The sequence below is a fragment of the Gemmatimonadota bacterium genome (assembly GCA_040388535.1).
GTDB lineage: Bacteria > Gemmatimonadota > Gemmatimonadetes > Gemmatimonadales > GWC2-71-9 > Palsa-1233.
This window is the reverse complement of the sequence record JAZKBR010000004.1, coordinates 536,202-558,266: the sequence shown is the minus strand read 5'-3', so window position 1 is coordinate 558,266 and position 22,065 is coordinate 536,202. Positions and strand designations below refer to the sequence as shown.

General features: G+C 64.9%; 25 protein-coding genes. 21 read left to right on the top strand and 4 right to left on the bottom strand.

Going from position 1 to position 22,065, the window contains the following annotated elements:
• Position 1 precedes the first annotated feature (1 nt).
• From V4558_12485 to V4558_12475, 3 genes are all read left to right on the top strand, one after another.
• Positions 2-175 (top strand): DUF1328 domain-containing protein, encoded by a 174-nt coding sequence (locus V4558_12485; GenBank protein MES2306323.1) that lies wholly within the window; start codon positions 2-4, stop codon positions 173-175.
• Positions 176-199: 24 nt separating this feature from the next.
• Positions 200-430, top strand: a complete 231-nt coding sequence (locus V4558_12480; GenBank protein ID MES2306322.1) for a CsbD family protein — start codon at positions 200-202, stop codon at positions 428-430.
• An 89-nt stretch (positions 431-519) separates the two neighbouring features.
• Positions 520-3,234, top strand: a complete 2,715-nt coding sequence (locus V4558_12475) for a response regulator (GenBank protein MES2306321.1) — start codon at positions 520-522, stop codon at positions 3,232-3,234.
• A gap of 29 nt (positions 3,235-3,263) precedes the next feature.
• On the opposite strand, the gene V4558_12470 is transcribed toward V4558_12475, so the two are convergent.
• The 3 genes from V4558_12470 to V4558_12460 form a co-directional block, all read right to left on the bottom strand.
• Entirely contained in the window at positions 3,264-4,130 is an 867-nt protein-coding gene (locus tag V4558_12470; protein ID MES2306320.1) for a methyltransferase domain-containing protein, read from the bottom strand.
• 117 nt (positions 4,131-4,247) lie between these two features.
• Complete coding sequence (locus V4558_12465; GenBank protein ID MES2306319.1) at positions 4,248-5,198, bottom strand: AraC family transcriptional regulator; 951 nt, start codon at positions 5,196-5,198, stop codon at positions 4,248-4,250.
• A 22-nt stretch (positions 5,199-5,220) separates the two neighbouring features.
• Positions 5,221-5,634 (bottom strand): DUF2177 family protein, encoded by a 414-nt coding sequence (locus V4558_12460; GenBank protein ID MES2306318.1) that lies wholly within the window; start codon positions 5,632-5,634, stop codon positions 5,221-5,223.
• Between the two features lie 88 nt (positions 5,635-5,722).
• Here V4558_12460 and V4558_12455 point away from each other — a divergent pair, with 88 nt between their 5' ends.
• From V4558_12455 to V4558_12430, 6 genes are read left to right on the top strand one after another with little or no spacing between them, the layout of a single operon-like run.
• Complete coding sequence (locus V4558_12455; GenBank protein ID MES2306317.1) at positions 5,723-6,628, top strand: acyl-CoA desaturase; 906 nt, start codon at positions 5,723-5,725, stop codon at positions 6,626-6,628.
• Position 6,629: 1 nt separating this feature from the next.
• Positions 6,630-7,856, top strand: coding sequence for an FAD-dependent oxidoreductase (locus V4558_12450; GenBank protein ID MES2306316.1), 1,227 nt, complete (start codon positions 6,630-6,632; stop codon positions 7,854-7,856).
• The gene (locus V4558_12445) at positions 7,853-8,614 is read left to right on the top strand and encodes a DUF1365 domain-containing protein (protein MES2306315.1); all 762 of its coding nucleotides are present in this window, start codon (positions 7,853-7,855) and stop codon (positions 8,612-8,614) included. The genes V4558_12450 and V4558_12445 overlap by 4 nt, the downstream gene beginning before the upstream one ends.
• Positions 8,611-9,843, top strand: a complete 1,233-nt coding sequence (locus V4558_12440; protein MES2306314.1) for a cyclopropane-fatty-acyl-phospholipid synthase family protein — start codon at positions 8,611-8,613, stop codon at positions 9,841-9,843. The genes V4558_12445 and V4558_12440 overlap by 4 nt, the downstream gene beginning before the upstream one ends.
• Positions 9,840-10,607 (top strand): DUF1295 domain-containing protein, encoded by a 768-nt coding sequence (locus V4558_12435; protein ID MES2306313.1) that lies wholly within the window; start codon positions 9,840-9,842, stop codon positions 10,605-10,607. The genes V4558_12440 and V4558_12435 overlap by 4 nt, the downstream gene beginning before the upstream one ends.
• The gene (locus V4558_12430) at positions 10,604-11,065 is read left to right on the top strand and encodes an SRPBCC family protein (protein MES2306312.1); all 462 of its coding nucleotides are present in this window, start codon (positions 10,604-10,606) and stop codon (positions 11,063-11,065) included. The genes V4558_12435 and V4558_12430 overlap by 4 nt, the downstream gene beginning before the upstream one ends.
• Here the strand turns inward: V4558_12430 and V4558_12425 are convergent.
• Complete coding sequence (locus V4558_12425) at positions 11,062-12,012, bottom strand: cobalamin-dependent protein (GenBank protein ID MES2306311.1); 951 nt, start codon at positions 12,010-12,012, stop codon at positions 11,062-11,064. The genes V4558_12430 and V4558_12425 overlap by 4 nt on opposite strands.
• A gap of 85 nt (positions 12,013-12,097) precedes the next feature.
• Between V4558_12425 and V4558_12420 the strand changes: the two genes are divergently transcribed.
• The 12 genes from V4558_12420 (at position 12,098) to V4558_12365 (ending at position 22,064) form a co-directional block, all read left to right on the top strand.
• Positions 12,098-12,433 carry a cupin domain-containing protein gene (locus tag V4558_12420; protein ID MES2306310.1) on the top strand — a complete coding sequence of 112 codons (336 nt, stop codon included), beginning with the start codon at positions 12,098-12,100 and terminating at the stop codon, positions 12,431-12,433.
• Between the two features lie 51 nt (positions 12,434-12,484).
• Positions 12,485-14,194 (top strand): hypothetical protein, encoded by a 1,710-nt coding sequence (locus V4558_12415; protein MES2306309.1) that lies wholly within the window; start codon positions 12,485-12,487, stop codon positions 14,192-14,194.
• On the top strand, positions 14,185-14,607 hold the full coding sequence (locus tag V4558_12410; GenBank protein MES2306308.1) for a GNAT family N-acetyltransferase: 423 nt from the start codon (positions 14,185-14,187) through the stop codon (positions 14,605-14,607). Before V4558_12415 ends, V4558_12410 begins: the two co-directional genes overlap by 10 nt.
• 207 nt (positions 14,608-14,814) lie before the next feature.
• On the top strand, positions 14,815-17,112 hold the full coding sequence (locus V4558_12405) for an MHYT domain-containing protein (protein MES2306307.1): 2,298 nt from the start codon (positions 14,815-14,817) through the stop codon (positions 17,110-17,112).
• On the top strand, positions 17,102-17,458 hold the full coding sequence (locus tag V4558_12400; protein ID MES2306306.1) for a cupin domain-containing protein: 357 nt from the start codon (positions 17,102-17,104) through the stop codon (positions 17,456-17,458). The genes V4558_12405 and V4558_12400 overlap by 11 nt, the downstream gene beginning before the upstream one ends.
• A 4-nt stretch (positions 17,459-17,462) precedes the next feature.
• Complete coding sequence (locus tag V4558_12395) at positions 17,463-17,735, top strand: DUF2164 domain-containing protein (protein MES2306305.1); 273 nt, start codon at positions 17,463-17,465, stop codon at positions 17,733-17,735.
• The gene (locus tag V4558_12390) at positions 17,735-18,289 is read left to right on the top strand and encodes a TonB family protein (GenBank protein MES2306304.1); all 555 of its coding nucleotides are present in this window, start codon (positions 17,735-17,737) and stop codon (positions 18,287-18,289) included. The genes V4558_12395 and V4558_12390 overlap by 1 nt, the downstream gene beginning before the upstream one ends.
• Positions 18,286-18,666, top strand: a complete 381-nt coding sequence (locus V4558_12385) for a DUF1801 domain-containing protein (GenBank protein MES2306303.1) — start codon at positions 18,286-18,288, stop codon at positions 18,664-18,666. The genes V4558_12390 and V4558_12385 overlap by 4 nt, the downstream gene beginning before the upstream one ends.
• A 199-nt stretch (positions 18,667-18,865) precedes the next feature.
• On the top strand, positions 18,866-19,357 hold the full coding sequence (gene rraA, locus V4558_12380; GenBank protein ID MES2306302.1) for a ribonuclease E activity regulator RraA: 492 nt from the start codon (positions 18,866-18,868) through the stop codon (positions 19,355-19,357).
• A gap of 41 nt (positions 19,358-19,398) precedes the next feature.
• Positions 19,399-19,992 carry a hypothetical protein gene (locus V4558_12375; protein ID MES2306301.1) on the top strand — a complete coding sequence of 198 codons (594 nt, stop codon included), beginning with the start codon at positions 19,399-19,401 and terminating at the stop codon, positions 19,990-19,992.
• Positions 19,993-20,006: 14 nt separating this feature from the next.
• On the top strand, positions 20,007-21,044 hold the full coding sequence (locus tag V4558_12370) for a 6-bladed beta-propeller (protein MES2306300.1): 1,038 nt from the start codon (positions 20,007-20,009) through the stop codon (positions 21,042-21,044).
• A 33-nt stretch (positions 21,045-21,077) separates the two neighbouring features.
• On the top strand, positions 21,078-22,064 hold the full coding sequence (locus V4558_12365) for a sterol desaturase family protein (protein MES2306299.1): 987 nt from the start codon (positions 21,078-21,080) through the stop codon (positions 22,062-22,064).
• The last annotated feature ends 1 nt before the right edge of the window (position 22,065 follow it).

The following is a 22,065-nucleotide window of genomic DNA, read 5'->3' as shown; positions in this document are numbered from 1 at the left end:
GATGTTACGCTGGGCAATGATTTTTCTGGTCGTGGCCATCGTCGCGGCCCTGTTCGGGTTCGGTGGCATTGCCGCCGCTTCGGCCGGGATCGCCAAGACCCTCTTCTTCATTTTCCTGGTGATGTTCGTGATTGCGCTCGTGCTCGGTGTCACTGCCGCCAGGAAAATCGTGTAACGACTTGAACCAGGAGCAACGTCCATGGATTCCGATATCACGAAGGGCAACTGGAAGATCCTGAAGGGGAAGGTCAAGGAGCGGTGGGGGAAGATCACCGACGACGAACTCGACGTCCTCGAAGGGAAGCGGGACCAGCTCGTCGGGTTGATCCAGAAGCACTATGGCGAGGCCAAGGACTCGGTCGAGCGCCAGCTCGATGAATGGAACGAGGCCGATTACGAGGCCGCAGATCAGGCCGGTCGCACGCCATAGCTCAGAACCATGGCGTGGCCCCCTTGCGGGGCCACGCCCCGGCCGGAGAACTAGGGCGACCGCACCCGGCTCCCCTATATTGCCGCGCTATGGCGCGACCTGGCGCACCACTCGCATTTCGTATTGCGGTCCTCCTGACCCTGGCCGTCGCGGCCCGGGGCAGGGGGCAGGCGCCTGCCGACACCTCGTTCGCCTCCCTCCCCGATACCGCCAAGGTCCTGCGACTCAATGCCCAGTCGTGGGAGCTGCGCCGCAACGACCAGGCTGCTGCCATCGCCATGGGGCAGCAGGCACTCACGCTCGCGCGGCAGATCGGCTTCCGGCGCGGCGAGGCCCAGGCGCTCAACTTCATCGGCGTTGAGTACCAGTGGCTCGGCGAGAATCGGGCTGCCTCCCGCCATTTCTTCCTGGCGCTCGGCGTCGCCGACAGCGCGAACATCCCGCTCGAGAAGGGCTACGCCTTCAACAACATTGCCTCGCTGCTGCTGCTGGATGGCGACGGCGCCAAGGCCCTCGAGTATGCTCAGCAGGCGCTCGCCGTCCAGAAAACGACCGGTGATTCCAGTGCACTGGCCTATGTGCACGTCCGGCTGAGCGAGGTCTACAACTTCCTCAAGCGCTATGACGAGGCAATTGCCGAAGCGCGGGAGGCCAGCGCCTACTGGGCCGCGCTGCATCGGACCGCGAACGGGCTGACCGCGTTGCGCAGCGTCGCGATCGCCTATGAAGGAAAGGGCGACTACCAGCGGGCGCTGACCCAGCTGCTGGCGATCGTGAATTCCGATTCCGTCCCGCGCGCGATCAAGCTGCATGACTACAACGATCTGGCGCGCGTCTACCTCGAACTGCACCAGCCCGACAAGGCCATTGAGGTCGGCCTGGAAAAGGTGGCAGGCGGGGAGGGCGATGTCGAAATCATGCGTCACCTGGCCTCCGCCTACGCCGCAAAAGGGGACTGGGCGAAGGCCTATCGCTACTCCGCCCAGGGCACTGCGGTGCAGGATAGCGTCGAGAATGACGAGCGGTTCCGGATCCTGAAGAATCTGCAGGTCATCTACGAAACGAATCAGACGGCGGCAGAGAACGAGACGCTTCGGGGCCGGCTGCGGGTTTCGCGCTACGCCGTCATTGCGACCGCTGCCGGACTCCTGCTCGCCTTCTATATCGGGCTCTCGCTCTTCGTGCAGCGGCGTCGACAGGCCAGCGTGAATGGCCTGCTCGCCGACCAGCTCGCTCAGATCCGCGCATCAGAGGCGGCGCTGGCCGAGAGCGTCCGTCGTCAGCGCGCGATTCTCGACAACGTCTCCGACCTGATGTGGGTGAAGGACGTCGAGGGGCGCTACACCGCCGTAAACGATGCCTTCTGTCGCTTCGTGCAGCGGAACAGTGCCGAAATCGAAGGGCACACGAACGACGAGCTGGGCATTGGCGACCGTCTGGCCGCCGTGCCGGGGCAGACCCGCAGCGCCATCGAGTCGCGGGCCACGATCAGTGCCGATCATGAGCACGACGTCGATGGTGTCACGCGCGTCGTGGAGACAACTGTGAGCCCGCTCTTTGCGACCGATGGCGCGGTCGCAGGCACCATCGGGATGGCGCGTGACATCACCGAGCGGAAGCGTACCGACGCTCACCTGCGGCGCGCACAGAAACTCGAGAGCCTGAGTGTGCTCGCCGGCGGGATCGCGCACGATTTCAACAACCTGCTGCTTGGCATCACGGGCAACGCGACCTTTGCCCGCGACGACCTGCCGGCGAATTCTCCGGTGCTCGACTACATCGGCGAGATCGAGATCTCGGCGCAGCGCGCCGCCGAGCTGTCGCGGCAGATGCTTGCCTACACCGGCAAGGCCGAGGTCGACCGACAGCAGCTGCACCTGTCGGTGGTCGTTGCCCAGGTGGTTGACGCCATGAAGGATTCCCTGCCCCCTGCGGTCGAGTTGCGCACGGAGCTGGCCACCAGCATTCCGCTGATTCTTGGTGACGCGGAGCAGATCGGGCGCATCGTGAACAAGCTGCTCACGAATGCCACCGAGGCGCTGGGGTCCCGCGGCGGGATGATTGCCGTCCGCACGTCGCGAGTTCACCTCGCGACGGCCGAGATCGCCCGCCTTGATCTGCACGGTACGCTGACAGAAGGCGACTACGTGGTGGTGGAGGTTGAGGACACCGGCGAAGGGATGACGCCTGAGACGGTCTCCCGGATCTTCGACCCGTTCTTCACGACCCGCTTCGTGGGCCGCGGTCTCGGACTCGCAGCCGCGCTCGGGATGTTGCGGGGTCATCACGGGGGCGTGCAGGTCGAGAGCGAACTCGGTCGCGGCAGCACCTTCCGGGTCTACTTCCCGGCGGTCGTGGCCCACACCGTGGCCGTCACCGGCGCCGCCGCCATCGTCGATGCAGAGCGCGCATTCCGCGATCAGGGACACAGCTTGATCCTCGTCGTTGACGACGAAGCGGTTATCCGGTCCATCGCGAAGCGAGTGCTCGAGCGCGCCGGATTCCAGGTCATCACGGCGGTGGACGGGCAGGATGGGGTCGAACTCTTTCAGCAGCACCTCGCCGCGGTGGCGCTCGTGGTCATGGATCTGGTCATGCCGCGTCTGGACGGCGAGGAGGCGATGACCGCGATGCGACAATTGCGATCCGACGTGCCGTTTGTCGTGATCAGCGGCTTCAGCAGCGAGATGGTCCACGAGCGGGTCCGGGAGCGGGAACGGGTCGAATTTCTGTCGAAGCCATTCCTCAACTCCGAACTGCTCGCTGCGATTCAGCAACTGCTGGAGCAACCCCGGGCGGGGTGATTCCGGGCGCCGCCTGGACTTGGCGTCCGCTACGCGACCCGGGCATAGACCTCGAGATATTCTCCCACGACTTCTGTTGCCCCAGCCCCCGCGATGTTGTGCTTCTCGAAGAGGCGCGTGAGGGAATCTCGCAGGGCCTGCCGACTCACCGTCTCGGCGGCCTTCAGGGTGGCCACAGTCGGGCCATAGCAGGTGGCGAAGAGTTCCGAGACCGCGGCTGGCGGAATCTCGAATCGGAGATGGATGCTTCGCGGTACACACGTGAACGCTGTCACCGCATTGCCGAACCGCAGGCGCACCGTTGCCTCGTCGCCCCAGAGGAGCGGACTTGGCAGCTCCGCAGGAGGCGGCACGATCGCCGTATGGGCGCGTAGCAGATCTACCACGAATCCGGACGGCATCCAGTTTGCCATGGCGATGCGCCCGCCAGACCGCGTCACCCGCAGCAGCTCGGCGGCGACCCGGTCCGGCCTCGCCCCGAACATCGCGCCAAACATCGTGATCGTCGCGTCGAATTGCTGGTCGGCGTAGGGGAGCAGCTCGACGTCACCGACGTCGAACTGCACCGGCACACCGGCGGCACGTGCTTCGGCGCGCGCGGCGGCGATCAGGTTCGGGGCGATGTCGACGCCGGTGACCCGTGCGCCGGCGCTGGCTGCCGGAATGGCAAGATTGCCGGTGCCGCAGGCCACGTCGAGCACCGACTGACCGACGCGCAGGGCCAGTCGCGAGATGAATTCGCGGGCGCCCGGCTCGAAGGAGCGCGCGATCGGGAGGAAATCGGCCGCTCCCCAGATCGATCGCGCCCGCGCAGCGAGCGGGTCTTCGGACCAGGTCGGCAGCGGAACGGTGGGAATGGCAGCGAGTGTCGGTGAGGGGGGGCGCTTCGGGGGCATCGGACTCCTCAACAGAAAATGGCACGGTCATCAATTCACGTGTGCGGATTCTGTCGGGACCAGGCGAGAGCGCCAATGACTGATCGTCCACTGCTCTTGTGCCAGCGTCCATCGTGCCTAGCCGCTGCGACGTGCTTCTCGCCAGGCCCCGGGAGCGAGTCCGGTCGACTTCTTGAAGGCGCGGCTGAAGGCGGCTTCGGAATCGTAGCCGACATGACCACCGACCGACGCGACCTTCCAGCCACCCTGGAGCAGGAGGGTTGAGGCGACCTGCATTCGCCACTGCGTGAGGTATTGCATTGGCGGTTGACCGACCAGATGGGTAAATCGCTCGGCGAGCTTGGAGCGGGACGAGGCAACGGCCTGCGCCAGCGTCGCGAGAGTCCAGGCGTGCCCCGGATCGGCATGCAGCAGTGCGAGTGCGCGACCCACGACCTCGTCGCGCAGGCCGGCGAGCCAGCCGCGCTGCCCTTGCGGCAACTCCTCCAGATAGCGACGCACCACTTCGATGAACATCAGCTCCGCCATCCGCGTGAGCACTTCACTGGCGCCGGCTCGATCATGTCGGGCTTCGTCGGTCATCAGTCGGGTCGAGCCGCCGAGCCAGCCGCTCGACATTCCGCGGATATGCATCTGGCGAGGCAAGGACGCGAGGAGCGGATTGAAGGGCTGGAGGTCGCAGCCGAGAAAGCCGCAGACGAAGGTGGCGGTGGTCGGTCCACCCTCGCCAAGGATCACCGTGGTGGGATAGCGGTCGGGCGCCGAGCTGCGGCGATCGACGCCGACCTGCAAGCTGGGCGCGCTCGCCATCACGTGGGCATCGCCGTGGGGGAAGACGATCACATCTCCCGGCGCGAGTTCGACCATCGCCTCGCCGGCGAGTCCACCGAAGCAGACTCCCTCGGTGAGGACGTGGTAGGAAATCAGGTGCTGCGCTCGCGGCAGGATCCGGGGCAGCAGCTGCTTGGCGGCCTCCGCCTCTACCCGCCAGGGGGCCGCCGCCTCGACGGGGTAGAAGTATGCGCCATCGAGCCGGACGACCCGGAGCACATCGGAGAGCGGATCCATGGCGTGGATAGTACGCGGTCGCTCAGGTCGCGGTAAGCCAGCGACCGGCGCCGTAGCCCGCAGCCGACACCAGGGCGGCCACCGTTGCCCCCCATGCCATGTCGACGACGGCCACCGGCGCCGGGAAGTCGCGCACCAGCGAGAGTGAGGTGAGATCGTAGGTCGCGTAGGCCACGAGACCGAAGAGCGCCCCGGACCAGATCGCCCGGCCCACCGAGCCGCGGTCGAGCGCAGGAACGATCACAAACACCATGAGCCCAACCACGAAGAGGAGGTAGAAAGCGACGGCAGGGCCCCAGCGGACGTCGGGGCGAAGGAGTGCTCCAAGCTGGTGCTGGTAGAAGCCGCGCGCGATGACCCCGAGCCAGAGGAGGTCGAGCCCGAAGCAGACCAGGAGGGACGCGAGATAGAGCTTGAGGATGGTGGTGGCCGACACAGGTGCCTCGCGGAGTGTAGTAGGCAAAAGTCAATATATATCTATGAATTAGCTTGACAATAGCTAGACAGCGTAGCTATCCTCCCGCATGGGTAATCCGACACCTGCTGATCCCGTCTCATCCTGGCGACGGGGGATCCGAGCCTGGTTTGACGCCGGTGCGCTCCCCGCGGCCGAGGTCATCCTGTCGCGCGGGGTCGATTGGGTCCGGGTGCTCCCTTTCGTCGCGATGCATGTGGCCTGCCTCGGCGTGCTGGTGGTGGGTTTCGATCGCTCCGCGATGCTGGTAGCGCTCGCACTGTATGGCATCCGAATGTTCGCCATCACCGGCTTCTATCATCGGTACTTCTCCCACCGCGCGTTTCGAGCATCCCGGGGTGTGCAGTTCGGCCTGGCGCTGATGGGCGCGAGCGCGGTGCAGCGTGGTCCGCTCTGGTGGGCGGCGCATCATCGCAAGCACCACCGTCACGCCGACACCGCCGACGATGTGCACTCGCCGGTGCAGCATGGCTTCTGGTGGAGTCATATGGGATGGATCACGGCCGCGGTGAATTTCCCGACCGACCTCCACGAAGTGCGCGACCTGGCCCGCTTCCCCGAACTCCGCTGGCTCGACCGATTCGACATCGTGGTCCCGGCGTTGCTCGCGGCGGCACTGTTCGCCCTGGGGGGATGGTCGTTCGTCGTCTGGGGCTTCTTTGTCAGCACGGTCGTGCTCTTCCATGCGACCTGCCTCATCAACTCGCTGGCTCACACCCTCGGCGGCCGCAGGTATGCAACCGACGACGAGAGCCGCAACTCCCTCGCACTCGCCCTGATCACCTTCGGCGAAGGGTGGCATAACAACCATCATCGCTTTCCGGGATCGGCGCGCCAGGGCTTCTACTGGTGGGAGTTCGACCTCACCTACTACCTCCTTTGGATCCTCGCGCGTCTCGGTGTCATTCACGATCTGCGACCCGTGCCACGCCGGATTCTCGAGGCGGGTGCATAGCGTGCAGATCGCCGTGGTGGGCAGCGGAGTCGCGGGGCTCGTGGTAGCGCATCGGCTGCACCCACGCCATCAGGTGACCCTGTTCGAGGCCGACGACCGGATTGGCGGGCACGTGCACACGGTGCCGCTTGCCGGGTTCGGCGCCCTGCGCAACGTCGACACCGGTTTCATTGTCTACAACGAGACGAACTATCCCCGCTTCACGGCGCTGCTTGCGGAGCTCGGCGTCGCGACAGAGCCCACGTCGATGAGCTTCTCGGTTCGCGCCGATGCGACTGACCTCGAGTACAACGGCTCCTCTATCGAACAGCTCTTCGTCCAGCGACGCAATCTGGTGCGGCCTTCCTTCTACCGGATGCTGCGCGACATCGCCCGCTTCAATCGTGCCGCGCCACGCGATGTCGAGTCGGGCAGGGCAACAGGCACCCTCGGCGAGTACCTCGATGCCAATCGATACGGCATCGAACTCCGGCGTGACTACCTCATCCCGATGGGCTCAGCGCTCTGGTCGCTCCCACCCGCCAGCGTGCTCGAGATGCCGGTGGTCTTCTTTGTCCAGTTCTTCAGCAATCACGGCATGCTCTCGGTCAACCGACGCCCAGAGTGGCGGGTGGTGTCCGGAGGCTCGCAGCGATATGTCGATGCGCTGGTGGCGCCGTTCCGAGACCGCATCCGTCTGGAAACACGCGTCACTGCGGTGCGTCGCTCCGCAGGCTGCGTCACGGTGAACGGCGAACGGTTCGACCAGGTGGTGCTGGCCTGTCACAGCGACGACGCATTGGCAATGCTGGCCGACCCGACGAGCGCAGAGAACGAAGTTCTTGGCGCGCTCCCTTACCAGGAGAACGACGTCGTCCTCCACTCCGACGATTCATTGCTGCCGAAACGTCGCGCCGCATGGGGAAGCTGGAACTATCTCGTTGGCAACGAGGCCGACGCACCTGCTATCGTCACGTACAACATGAACATGCTGCAGGGGCTGGAGGCGCCGGTCACCTTTTGCGTGTCACTGAACGCGAGTGAGCGGATCCGTCCGGAGTCTGTCTACCGCCGCCTCCGGTATCGCCATCCGGTCTACACCGTTGCCGGGATGGCAGCCCAGGCACGCCACCATGAAATCAGTACCGGTCGCACGCACTACTGCGGTGCCTACTGGGGATACGGCTTCCACGAAGACGGTGTCCGCAGTGCCGACCGGGTGGTCGCGGCCATCGAGGCGGGGGCGTGAGAAGCGCGATCTATTGCGGCCACGTCGTGCACCGGCGCCTCAGGCCACTGTCGCACACCTTCCGCTTGCCGCTGTTCATGCTCTATCTCGACCTGGACGAGTTGCCGACGCTGTTCCAGCGCCGCTGGTTCTGGTCGACGACGCGCCCCGCGCCGATCCGATTCCGTCGCGCCGATTATCTCGGCAGCGCCGAGATACCCCTCGCCGATGCCGTGTGCGCGCTGGTCGCGTCGCGACTCGGCTTCGCACCGACCGGGCCAATCCACCTGCTGACGCACCTGCGGTATGTCGGCGTCTCGATGAATCCGGTGAGCTTCTACTACTGCTACGATGCGACTGGCGCGATCCTCGAAGCGATCGTTGCAGAGGTCACCAACACGCCGTGGCGCGAACGGCACGCCTATGTGATGGATTGCCGCGGGCACGGTGACACGCTCGAGCGCCACCTGCACCGATTCGCCAAGGCCTTTCACGTCTCTCCGTTCATGTCGATGACGCAAGGTTATGAGTGGAGCTTCAGTGCGCCCGGTGAGCGGATCGGCGTGTATATGGCGAGTGAAGAGGCAGGGGTCCGTGTCTTCGATGCCGCGCTCGCCTTGCACCGGGAACCCCTCACCGCCCGACATCTCGCCGCGACGATGATCCGGTTTCCGCTCATGACGATGGTCGTGGCCGCCGGGATCTACTGGCAGGCATTCCGGTTGTGGCTGAAGCGCGTGCCGTTCCATTCCCATCCATCCGTGGAAGCAAAGCGATGAACGCGACTGGTCTCTGGAAGCGCCTGGTGATCTCCAGGCTCACGGGTCTGAACGCCGGTCAACTCACCCTGATTGACGGGCCTCAGTTGTGGACGGTGGGCGATGGCGCTGGGCCGGCGGCGACGATCGAGGTCCGCGACCCGCGGTTCTATCGCGCGATCGCGCTGGGCGGCCATCTGGGCGCCGCCGAGGGATATGGCCAGGGGTGGTGGAGTTGCCCGGACCTCACCGCGGTGATCCAACTGATGGCGCGCAACCGCGAGTCGATCGAGGGTCTCGAGCGGGGGCCGGCTCGACTTCTCATACCGGTACGGCGGCTTGCCCTCTGGTTCAGTCGGAACACGCGGCAGGGGAGTCGCAAGAACATCACCGCGCACTATGATCTGGGAAACGAGTTCTTTGCCGCGTTCCTCGATGACACGCTCACCTACTCGGCCGGCATCTTCGAAGACCCCGAGGCGAGCATGCGCGAGGCGTCGATCGCGAAGTACGATCGGCTCTGCCGAAAGCTCGATCTGCAGCCGCAGGATCGTGTCATCGAGATCGGCTCCGGGTGGGGCGGCTTCGCCATCTACGCAGCTGCGACCTATGGCTGTCAGGTGACGACGACTACCATTTCGGCCGAGCAGCATCAACTGGCGCTCGCGCGAGTGACCGCGGCCGGTCTGGCCGATCGTGTCAGCGTGCTCTTCCAGGACTATCGCGATCTCACCGGAACGTTCGACAAGCTGGTGTCCATCGAGATGATCGAGGCTGTGGGGCACGAGTTCTACCAGGACTACTTCGCGACCTGTGCGAGGCTGCTGACCGACGACGGGATGGCCGCGATCCAGGCCATCACGATCCAGGACCGCTTTTATGACTCGGCACGCCGCGAGATGGACTTCATCAAGCGGTACATTTTCCCTGGCAGCTGCATCCCTTCGATCTCGACCCTGGCTTGGGCGGCGCGAGACACGCCGCTCAGGATGGTGCAGCTCGAAGACCTCACGCCGCACTACGCCGAAACCCTGGCGCGGTGGCGGATGGCGTTCGAACTCAACTGGTCGAGGATTGCGGCGATGGGCTTCGACGATGAATTCCGACGGCTCTGGCGCTTCTACTTCTGCTATTGCGAGGGTGGCTTCCGCGAGGCGGTCATCGGCAGCGTCCAGCTGATCTTCGCGATGCCCCGCGCAATGACGCACGTCGAGGCAGGGGCAGTCATGCCGGTCCGAGTCGCCGCATGAGTCAGCCACTCTGGTATGGCTGGCTGATCATCGCGATCGCAATGATTCTGCTCTGGGCCGTGCAACTGCGCACCCGTGACGCCACCAGCGTGGATGTGGCCTGGTCGGCGGGCCTCGGATTCCTGGCCCTCTTCTATCCGTGGTTCGTCGAGGCGGATACTCAGCGCAAGGTGGTGGTGGCGAGTATCGCTGCACTCTGGGCCCTGCGGCTCGCCCTCTTCCTCTGGCGCGACCGGGTTCTCCCGTCGCGCGGCGAGGATGGCCGGTATGCCTACCTGCGGAAACATTGGGGCGCCCGTGCTCCGTTGGGGTACTTCTTCTTCTATCAGGCGCAGGCCGGCTTCGCCCTGACCTTCTCCCTGCCGATTTTTGGGGCGATGCACGGCGGCCCGCTCACGCTGCTGGCGTGGTGTGGCGTGCTGGTGTGGGCAGTCGCGGTCTGTGGCGAGACGATTGCCGACGGTCAGCTCGCCCATTTCCGCGCTGACCCTTGCCATCGGGGAATGGTGTGCGAGGTGGGGTTGTGGCGCTACACCCGGCATCCAAACTACTTCTTTGAGTGGTTGCACTGGTGGGCCTACGTGTTGATCGGTGGTGGCACGGTACTGACCTGGGTGGGGCCTGTCGCCATGCTCCTCTTCCTCTTTCGACTTACCGGCATCCCGCATACCGAAGCGCAGGCGTTGCGGAGTCGTGGCGATGCATACCGGCGCTATCAGCGGCAGGTCAGCATCTTCATCCCCTGGTTCCGGAAAGCGGCGTGACGACGCAATTGCTTGAGCGCGAACTCGTCGTGCCCGGGAGTCTCGAAGCGGTGTTTGCCTTCTTCAAGGACCCGCACAACCTCTCCGAGCTCACGCCGCGCTGGCTCAATTTCCAGGTCCGCGCGGCGAGCGACCCAACGGTCCGGAACGGCACGCGGATTCAGTATCGAATCCGCTGGCTCGGACTGCCAATGCGCTGGGAGTCGGTGATCGAGGAGTATGTCGAGGGGGCACACTTCGCCGACCGGATGCTGGTCGGGCCCTACGCCCGATGGTTGCATCGTCACGCATTCCGTGCGGTGCCGGGCGGCGTACTGGTCGCGGATCGAGTGGAGTATGCGCTGCCACTGGGGTGGGCCGGCGCGTTGGCGCATCGTGTCATGGTGCGGCGACAACTGGAGGCGATCTTCGATTTCCGCACGGCGGCGCTCGCGCGGCGGTTCGGGGTGGCGCCTTAGCGATCCCGGTCGTGGAAGGTGTGCAACAACGCCCGCAGCTGGGTGAGGTCGCCGAGCACGTGGATGCCGAGCGGCTGCAGCTGATCGTGGAACTGTGCCGCCCCAGCGCCACCCACTACGAGTGCGACTCCCGGTGAAAGGGCACGACGCAGCTCCGTCAACTCCGCCACCACTGGCGTGCTGGGCGTGCTCGATACGATGCTGATCGCGAGCACCCTGGCATCGGCGCTCGCGGCCGCTTCGACCAGGCTGCGGGTAGGAAGGTCGGCCCCCAGAAAGATGACGCGCCAGTCCTCACTCGCCGCGACGGCCGCGACGATCTGGAGTCCGAGTTCGTGACGTTCCCCTTGCAGCGACGCAACGACCAGACGCAGGGCGTGTTCCGGGGGCGTCGTTCCCTCCCGAATGCGATGCAGCGCCCGCTGCACGACGGCAGTGGCGAGATGTTCGTGGGCCGGGTTCAATTCGTGGCGATGCCAGCGTGCGCCGATCTCGTGAAGGAACGGAACAATCACCCGCTCGATCGCAGTCATGGCGCCGAACCGGAGTGCCACCGGCCCCAGCAGGCGATCGAGTTCCTGGTCGTCGAGCCGCGAGGTCGCGTCGAGCATCCGGGCCTGCAGTACCTGGATCCCGTTCTCGTCAGGATCTTCGGCCGAGGCCGGCGAGGGGCGCTGGCCGGTCGTACTCGCGAGCATGGTTCGCAGCTCGACCGCTGAGAGTCGTGCCACTTGAGAGATGTTGCGACCGGAAGTGGTGAGCTGCTGCAGCAGCGAGAGGCGAACGAGGTCGTCGTCGGAGTAGAGACGCTGGCCACCGGCGGAGCGCTCGGGTGTGACCGCCTGATATCGTTTCTCCCAGGCGCGCAGGACATCGGCGGAGAGCCCGCTCTGCCGGATCACCAGACGCATCGGGTGTTTGTGCTGGCCTGCCGCGGGAGAAGTCATCGGCTGAAAGGTGTCGTTGTGTCGAGGGAATGTCAATCAAATTACCCCTGTGTCTAGACAAACACTCGAAGTCTTGGAGGCAGCGATGCATCACGTGCGGCAGGAGGAACTTCCCTTTGTCGGCAGTTCCCATCAGTTCATCGGCGCCAACCAGGGCGACGTCAACATTTCGGTGTTCCTGTTGAGTGCCTTGCCCGGACGGGGTCCTGGACCGCATCGTCATCCGTACGATGAGGTGCAGTTCGTCCGCGAAGGGCGGGGGCTGTGGAACGTCGACGGCGTGGAGTTCGAAGGCGGTGCGGGCGACATCTTCGTGATCAAGGCCGGCGAGATTCATTCGTTCCGTAACATCGGCGAGACGCCCCTCGTCCAGGTCGATGTTCATCTTTCCCCGACGTTTATCCAGGAGAATCTGGAGTAGCGCGACGGCCACGGGATTCAGCCAGTTGCATTCGAGTGGAGGAAGGTGGTGATGAGCAACGAGGGGGTGGCGACGCCGCAGGCACGAGCACGGGCCGAGTTTGATGAAAAGGTTGTGGCGTTGCTGGACGCGTATCACCTGGGAACTCCCGACGCGATGGAGCGGCACTACGCCCTCACCTGGCATCGGCGCGCCTGGCGTGCGATGCGCAGCTATGTCCAGCTCGATCTGGGGCGCCCGGCAGGGTCACCCGGGATCGACGCCGACATCACTCTCGACGATGCCCGCTTCCTGATTGCCCGAGAACATCGCTTCGAGGACTGGGCTGCTCTCGTTCGGCATTGCGAAGGCCTGACCGCCGACTCGGCGCGGCTGATGCAGCGGCCGGTGCGAACGCATTTCCCGGATGCCTCGCGTGAGGAGTCCCGCGACTGGAGCGCCGCGATTGCAGTTATGAGTGAGCGCGGTGCGATCGGGTTCGAAAGCGGCGGTCAGGTCACCGATACCATGGTCGAGGCACTCTCCCGCATCGGCTCGCTGACTTCTCTCAGGCTGGATGGATCAGCGCAGGTGACCGATGCCGGCGTCCTGACGCTCGCACGCCTGCCAGGACTACGTCAACTCGATCTCAGCGGGACCAGCGTGACCGACCGCGGGCTCGCGGTGCTGCGGGAACTTCCGGCACTCGAGTGGCTCTCGCTCGCGGGGACACCGGTCAGCGATGCCGGTATACAGTTCGCCGCTGGGTGCCATCACCTTCAGGAGGTCAACCTGCAGGGGACACCGACCGCCGACGGGGCGCTCCGTGCCCTCGCCGGGAAAATGGGGCTCAAGGCGCTGCGCAGCGGCAACGGAGTCACCGACCGCGGGCTCGCAGTGCTGCACGAGTATCCGGTGTTCGCGCAATGGCAGGGGGGCGACGCGGTGATGAGTCTGACCAGTTACGACGCCCAGCCCAACTACCTGCTGCTGCGCGGTTCGTTCACGGACCAGGGTCTTGCGCAATTGCGCGGGCTCGACGGCCTCTACGCCCTCAACCTCGATGCTCGGGAACTCGCGATCACCGCGGCCGGTATGGCACCGTTGGTATCGCTGGCAAATCTCGGCTGGCTCGGAGTCGATGCCACCGATGCGCATATGCCTCACATCGCGGCAATGCCACGACTCCGCTTCCTCGGATGTCAGGATGCGCCGGCGGGCGACGATGGCTTCGTCGCACTGAGTCGGTCGCAGTCGATCGCCTATATCTGGGGCCGGCACTGTCGCAACCTCGGCACTCGTGGCTTCGCGGCGATGGCGACGATGCCAGCGCTGGAGTCGCTGTCGGTGAGTTGCGTCAACGTGGCGGACGAAGCCGTGGCGACGCTCCCTGACTTTCCCGCGCTGCGTGAACTGATGCCGATCGATCTCCCGGATGCAGGATATCGGCACATCGGGAAGTGCAGCAGACTCGAGTCTCTGGTGCTGATGTACTGCCGTGAAACGGGCGACGAGGCAACGGCACATCTCACCGACCTGCCGTCGTTGAAGAAATACTTCGCAAGCTATACCAGGGCCACAGATCGAACGCCGGAACTGCTCGCCGGCATCGAGTCGCTGGAAAGCGTGACGTTTGACAGTGTTGCTCAGCTCACCGATGCGGGCATCGCGCACCTCGCGCGTCTGCCACGGCTACGTGAGTTGAGCGTATCAGGGCAGGGCATCACCGCTGGCGTTGGCGCGGCGTTCGGGCCAGGGGTCACGGTGCAGCGATGGTTGTAATCCGCGACGCGACGCCCGCGGATGCCGACGCCGTTGCCGGCCTGTTGACGCAGCTCGGCTATGCGGTGTTGCCCGAGGAGATCCCGGGGCGACTGGAACGACTCAGTCGCGGCGGTGTTCGTACCCTGCTGGCCGTTCGCGATGGAGAGATTCTCGGGCTCGCCACAATGCACATCATCGGTGTGCTCAATCGCGCGCGCGACGTGGCGTGGTTGACTGCGCTGGTGGTCGATGCTGCGTCGCGCGGGGCCGGGGTCGGCCGTCGTCTGGTCGCGGAAGTCGAGGCCCGGGCTCGCGAGTCTGGTTGCGAGCGCCTCTCGGTCACCACCTATGAATCGCTACATGGCGCCCGCGCGTTCTACCAGCGGGTCGGGCTGCAGGAAACGGGTCGCCGCTTCGGCAAGGCGCTTTAGCGACCCCGGCGCGACCAGCCCCAGCCGCCGCCGAATACGATCACGACAATGATTACTATCATTAGTGTCGACATGTTTACCGATCCTGTGCAGGTGTAGTTCCACGGCTCGCAGCCTCGGGCGCGACTCCGCTCCATCTCTGCGAACAGTACCGGTTCCACGAGCAGCCCCCAATCGCTCGTAGGATGGAAGGAGTGACAGGCCCCCGTGTCAGGTAGCTACGATCCGTTTCTGGTGGCACTCTCCCTGCTGATCGCGATCGCGGCGTCCTATACCGCCCTCGATCTCGCCGGGCGTGTGGCGGCGTCTGCCGGTCGCCAACGGATGCTCTGGCTGATCGCCGGGGCGTTCGCCATGGGCGTAGGGATCTGGAGCATGCACTTCGTCGCGATGCTCGCGTTTTCGCTCGCTGTGCCGATCGGTTACGACATTCCCCGCGTGCTCCTCTCGGTCCTCGTTGCCTTCGTCGCCTCCCTCATCGCACTCAGCGTTTCAGCACGCACCACACTCGGGGTTGCCTCGCTGCTCATCGGTGCCCTGCTGATGGGCACCGCCATCGCCGGCATGCATTACCTCGGCATGTCGGCGCTGCGGGCCGGCGTCATCACCAGCTACGATCCGCTCCTCGTACTGGCATCGATCGCCGTCGCGATCAGTGCCGCGGCGGCGGCATTATGGCTCGCCCACCATTACCGTCTGCCAACGACTCGCGCGGCCGAGGTGGGCAAGGTCGTGAGCGCCATGCTGATGGGAGCGGCCATCGTGGGGATGCACTTCACGGCGATGGCAGCGGCGCACTTTACGCCGCTGCCCGGCGGCGAACTGCCGGACAGCCATCTCCTGCTGACTGGTTCCGCGCTCACGGCGTCGGTCACCTTCGGCTCCATGCTGGTGCTCGCGACCGCCCTCGGCGCTGCCGCCGTGCATCGTCGGGTGAGCCTGCGCGTACTCGAGGCGACTCGCGAAATCGCCGCGAAGCTCCGGGTACAGGAGGCGTTTCTCCGCCAGGTCATTGATGCGGACCCGAACCTGATCTTTGTGAAAGATCAGTCCGGGCGATACACCCTCGTGAATCGCGCGATGGCCGAGGTCTATGGGACAACCCCGGCTGGGCTGGTGGGGAAGTCCGATGCCGACTTCAATCTTGATCCGGATGAAGTCAGCAAGTACCTCGCCGCCGATCGCGAGGTGATCGCAACCGGCGGCGCCCGGCGCATCTTCCAGGAGCAGCTCACCTCTCCGGTCGACGGAACCCTCCGGTGGTTCGAGTCGGTGAAGGTCCCGCTCGATCCGGGAGATGGCAGTGCCGTGCAGGTCCTCGGCGTCTCCGCCGAGATCACGGATCGCAAGCAGTTGGCGGATCAGCTCCGGCAGGCGCAGAAGATGGAAGCGATCGGTCAGCTCACCGGCGGCATAGCGCACGATCTGAACAACATCCTCACCGTGATCCTCGCGAACAGTGATCTTCTGGTTGAAAGTCTTCCGGCGGAACAGGAGGAATTGCGACAGGATGTGCTTGAGCTCCGCGGTGCCGCCAGCCGTGGAGCCGAGATGGTGCGCAAGCTCCTCGCCTTCTCGCGGCGGGAGATGGTAAACCTCCGCCCGCTCGCGATCGGGGCCCTCTGTGAGGAGTGGAGGTCGACGCTCAGTCGGCTCCTTCCGGCCACCATCCGGGTGGTGATCGAGACCGACCCCGAGCTCCCCGGCGTAATGGGCGACGCTGGAGCGATCGAGCAGATCGTGCTCAACCTCGCGACCAACGCGCGCGATGCCATGCCGGATGGTGGGTTGCTCGTCCTCCGGGCGACCTCGAGCCTGCTTGATGAGGAGTGGTGCACGGCCCAGGGTTGGGGAAAGCCGGGGCGGTACCTCTGTCTCTCGGTAAGCGACACCGGAATCGGGATTGATGCCGCGAATCTCGAACGGGTCTTCGATCCGTTCTTCACCACCAAGCCACAGGGCGTCGGCACCGGTCTCGGCCTCTCGATGGTCTACGGGTTGATGCGACAACACGAGGGATACGCCAACATCTACAGTGAATCGCGCCAGGGCACGACCGTGCGGCTCTATTTCCCGGCGATCATGCAACCGGAACCCGGTGTACTCGTGGCGGCGGACGTTCCCCTCCGCGGCGGGACCGAAACGATCCTGGTGGCCGATGACGAAGAGTCCATTCGCCGTTCGGCTACGCGGGTACTCGAGCGCTTCGGTTATCAGGTATTCACGGCCGTTGACGGCGAGGAGGCGTTACAGCGCGTGGCGGAACTCGGCGATGCCCTGGATCTGGTGATTTCTGATGTGGTGATGCCAAACATGGGTGGGCGGGAACTGTATCGGGCGCTCCGGCGTGACGCGGTCGATGTCGCGTTCCTCTACACCAGTGGCTATGCTGCCCGGGAAGTCCACGAATCGATCGAGCTCGAGCCGGAGGTACCTTTCCTGCACAAGCCGTGGGCGATGAGTGACTTGCTGACCAAGGTACGGGAGGTGCTGGATGGGCGGTAATGTCGTGAACCTCGAGCACAAACTCGCCAGCTTCAGCGAACATTGGCAGCCTCGCACCGTGGGGCAGTTCAACGGCCACGACCTGATGGTGGTCAAGGCGCAGGGAGAATTCGTCTGGCATCATCACGATGACACGGATGACTTCTTCCTGGTGCTCAAGGGCGAACTGGTGATCGAGATGCGCGATCGGAGTGTCACGCTCGAGCCCGGCGAGTTCTTCGTGGTGCCCAAGGGAGTCGAGCACCGACCCGTGGCCGCCGAGGAAGTGCACCTGATGATCATCGAGCGTGCCGGAACGCCGAATACCGGTGATGCCGCGACCGCTGCGGTGCGGCGGGAGATCTGAAATCATGCCAATCGCCCTCACTGACGATTCCCGAAAGCAGGCGCTCGCGTCGATCAAGCGGTACTGTTCGGAGAACATCGAGGCAGAACTCAGTGATATCGAGGCGGGGCTCCTGCTCGATTTCTTCCTCAAGGAAGTGGCCCCGTCAGTCTACAACGCGGCGGTGTCGGATGCGCAGACCTACCTGCGCGATCGGCTGGTGGATCTCGAGGCCGCAGTGTATGAGCCGGAGTTTGCCTACTGGCCCAAGGGCGCCTCAGTGCGCCGGAGGTTGTGATGCGAACGATTGCGCCGATCCTGCTGGGAGTGTTCGCTGTCGCGGGCTGCGCCCGCGCGGTGCCGGTGCAAGGTGTCGTCCTGCTACCGATTTGTGATAACCGGAGTGGTTGCGGCACGACGAGCGCCATGGCGTGGAACGACTCCAATCCGCTGCCGCTCTATCCACCGGTCCTCCGCTCGGCAGGCGTCGAAGGCGAGGTGGCACTCAACTTTGTCGTCAACGTGGCTGGGGCGGTGGACAGCGCTTCGATCAAGGTCCTGAGCAGCACCAACACCGCGTTCGTGCGGCCAGCGGTCCATGCAGTGTCCAAATGGCGACTGGCGCCTCTGCGCGTGGGCCAGCGGACACGCCCCGTCACGATGGCCATCCGGGTGCAGTTCCAGCAAGGTGAGACTTGCGTTGGACCGCGGACGAGTAAGCTGACCTGGCCTGAAACCTCCAGAATGTCGATCATCCGGATCACGGACTGTGCCGCACCACTGGTCCCCCGCGATCAGGTTGCGCGCAACCGGGCTGCGGCGGGTATGCCACCTCTGGGGCCGCCGCAGTGAGCGGCCGCACTCCCGCAGTGACAGACTTCCTCGCCGAGTTGAAACACCGCAACACCCCGGCCTTCGATCTCGTGCGCACCATCATGCTCGGTGTTGATTCCTCGATTGCCGAAGGGATCAAGTGGAACGCGCCGAGTTTCCGCACCTCGGAGTGGTTCGCGACTATCAACGTCCGAGCGAGTCAGGGGATCCAGATCGTGCTCCACCTCGGGGCGAAGGTACATGAAGGCGCCATCGTGCGGATCGCCGACCCGGAGAAGCTGCTGAAGTGGCTCGCGAAGGATCGTGCGCTGCTGACCGTGCGGGACCTCGATGATCTCACCGCGCGCCGTGCGGCGGTCGAGGGCGTGATCCGGGAGTGGATCCGGCACGTCTGACGCCCCGATCGGGGTTACCAGAAGCATGGCCCGGCGCTAGAATTCTGCGTGTCCGGGTCGAACACTCGCGACACCCCTTTCCCAGCAAACATCCAGCGAGCCCCTGTGCCTCAAGGCCGCACCAATCCATTCCGGCTCGTCGGCGAGTTCCAGGCGGGCGTGTCGCCGTGAACCTGGTCGAATGGACGGAGTTGAATCCGTGACCGAACCCGAGTGGGCCACCGCTGACCTCGCCGATGATCATCCGGGAGGGGTGCAGATTGTGCACGCACCGCTGCGTGATTTTGGCGGCGTCCGGAAGTTTGCCGGACCGATCGCGACCCTCGCGGTGCACGAGGACTACCGGCCGGTTCGGCGCGCGCTCGAGGGCCCAGGGGAGGGGCGTGTGCTGGTAGTTGATGGCGGTGGTTCGCTGGTCGTGGCACTCGTCGGCGAGCGATCGCTCTTGCTTGCCCAGCAGAACGGCTGGGCCGGCGTCATTGTAAATGGCGCCGTGCGAGACACCGGGCTCACCGCGAATATTGCCGTTGGGCTGCGGGCTTTGGGCGCGGTGCCGCGGCGCGGCGAGTCGGGAGATTCGTCAGAGGCAGGCGGAGAGCTCACCTTTGGCGATGCGCATTTCAAGCCGGGTGACTGGCTCTGGGCCGACGCCGATGGGGTCGTTGTCGGGCGTGTCCCCGCGCCCACGTGATTTTCCCCAGACTGAAGCCTGCCCCCCTCGGGAGCTGAATCGTGAAAGGTGTTGTGGCAGGAATCGCCCTCTTTCCGGCGTTGTTGATGTACACGACCCCCGTCGGCGCGCAGCTCCCGAAGGGGTATGTGCACGTGGGCTTTGGTTCAGCCTCGGTTGGCGGCAGGGGCGTGAGGTTCGGGACGTCGGCGCCTGCTGCTGCGCTCGGGTTCAGGCTCGGAGCTCATGAATGGATCGAGTTCCGGCTGAGTCGTCTCTCGGCGGAATATGTCGACTATGTCGGAGGCTTTGGCGATGAGGGCTATAACGCATACGGTGCGACGGCGCATCCGTTTGACGTGATGCTGCTCAACGAGCGGCCGGCCGTCGTTGCGGGAGTGCGGCCTTTTCTCGGCGCCGGGCTGAGCCTTGTTCCGCTCGAGGATCGATTCGACTCGTGTTGCGGATTTGAGAAAGCATCAGGGGTTGCGAGCGGTGCGATCTTCGCGGGTGGCCTGCGTGCTTCTCTGGCGGGCGGGGTCGGCGTGGAAATGCGCGCTGGATATCGCCTCTCGTTCGATCTGTCGCATCGCCCCGGCATCCCGCTCAACCTGTCGGGGATCAACATCGAAGGTGGGCTTCAGTGGCGCTGGTAGACGGAGGCCACCGAATGAGAGTGTCAGATCGGCGCGGCGCTTCATTGGCCCTCACTCTCCTGGCTTGCAGCGCCGCCGCGCTTCCCTCCCAGGAATTTCGCCTGAGCCCGCTGCAACGCTTCGGCTGGGAAGATCCCGCCGGCCCTGCGGGCAGCACTCCGGCCCAACGCCGGCTCGACGGCGGGATGCTGAGCAATATCGCGGATCTGGCTGAGGGCGCCGACGGCGCGCTGTACGTCCTGGACAACCGGTCGCCCAAGGTCATTGTCTTCAATCGTGATGGCACGGTGCGACGCGTCATGGGCAACGGGAAAGGCGAGGGCCCCGGTGAGTTCTCGCGGCCGGTCAGTCTCGCCGTGGCCAAAAATGGCGACCTCTTCGTCGCCGACGTCGCCCAGCAGCGCATATCCGTCTTTGCCGCCGGTGGTGCCTTCACACGGTCATTCACGATCGCGTCGCCCTACGTCTCGCAGATCAGACTGGTCGGCGATCGGCTGCACCTCATCCAGTACGTCTTCCGGAAAGAGGCGCCGGCCGTCCTGGTGTATTCCACGTCCGGTGCCTTGCTCGAGAAGAAATTCCCCCCGACCGAGGAAGACGCTTCATTCGGACGGACTGGGAACGGCTACCGTGCTGCGATCCTCCGCGACGGACAGCTCGCGATCGCGCACTTCAACCCCGGGACCTGGTCTCTAGTGGAGAGCCCGGCGCACGTATTCGGAAAACCGCTCGTGCCGGGCAACACCGTTCACGAGGTGAAGGCCTCCGGCACCTGGGTCGCCCCGGCCACGATCCGAGGCTTTGGCGAATTGAGCGAGGGCCGGTACGCACTGCTTTTCGAACGACTCCGGCCCGAAACAGTGGATGACCCTGAACATCCGAGGTGGGATATCTACCTCGCCTTGACCCGCGCCGACGGCACGCCACTCGGCACCCTCAAGATGCCGGAAGGAGGACGAGCCTTTCTCGTGTCGCGCGACGGCAGATCGATCTACCGCTCCTTCGGTGACCCGTTCGTCGGAATCGACCGCTTCCGGGTCGACTCGCGATAGCCGCGCCTCCCGCCTCTCTTCAAGGGTCTGGCAATGCATCCACTGGTCGTGATCTGGCACGAATTCATCAATTTCTTCGGCGTGCAATCCTGGCTCGACATGGCGGCTGCGCACGATTACAGCCGACTGCGGACCTGGGACGGCTTCACCGGCGCGATCGGCCCGCTCCTGCCGCTGCTGCTCGTGTTCGAGATCGTGCGCGCGCTGGTCGAGAAGAACTTCAAGGTCCGCGAGTACAAGGTGATCTTCTTCACCTACGTGCTCAACCGCGTGCTCGGCACCTTCATCTCCATCGCCGCGCTCGCCTTCTGCATCGGGCTCTTCTCGCCCTACGCCATCTTCCAGAGCCGGATCACCTGGTACTGGATCATCTACGGCTACATCGTCTGGGAACTGGGCCACTTCTTCTACCATTACCTCGCCCACAAGGTCCGGCTGCTCTGGTGCCTGCACAGCACGCATCATGCGCCGGAGACGATGAACCTGTTTGTCAGCCAGGCGCACTTCTTCCTCGAGGCGCCCTACGCCGACATCGTCCGGACGTCGACCTGCATCCTCCTCGGCGTCTCGCCACCGCTGCTCTTCCTGATCATGTTCATTGACGGCTTCTGGGGGACCTTCATCCACGCGGGCGAACACCTGCTGCGCGATGGCCGGCTGGGTCCGCTCAACCGGCTCATCCTCACGCCATCGCACCACCGGGTGCACCACGCGCGCAATCCGCTCTACATCGACACCAACTTCTGCAACCTGCTGAATGTCTGGGATCGCGCCTTCGGCACGCTACAGCACGAGGAAGTCACGATGCCGCCCGAGTACGGCGTGACTCGCCCGATCGACGTGGGGAGTTTCCGCGATTTCTATTTCGGGGAACTGGTTGCGCTGGCGCGCGATGTGAAGCAGGCGCCCGGCCTGAAGAACAAGGTTGCGTATCTGGTGATGCCCCCGGGGTGGAGTCACACCGGGGCGCACAAGACGGCATCGGCGATCCGCGCGGCCTACCTCGCGAAATCGCCGTAAG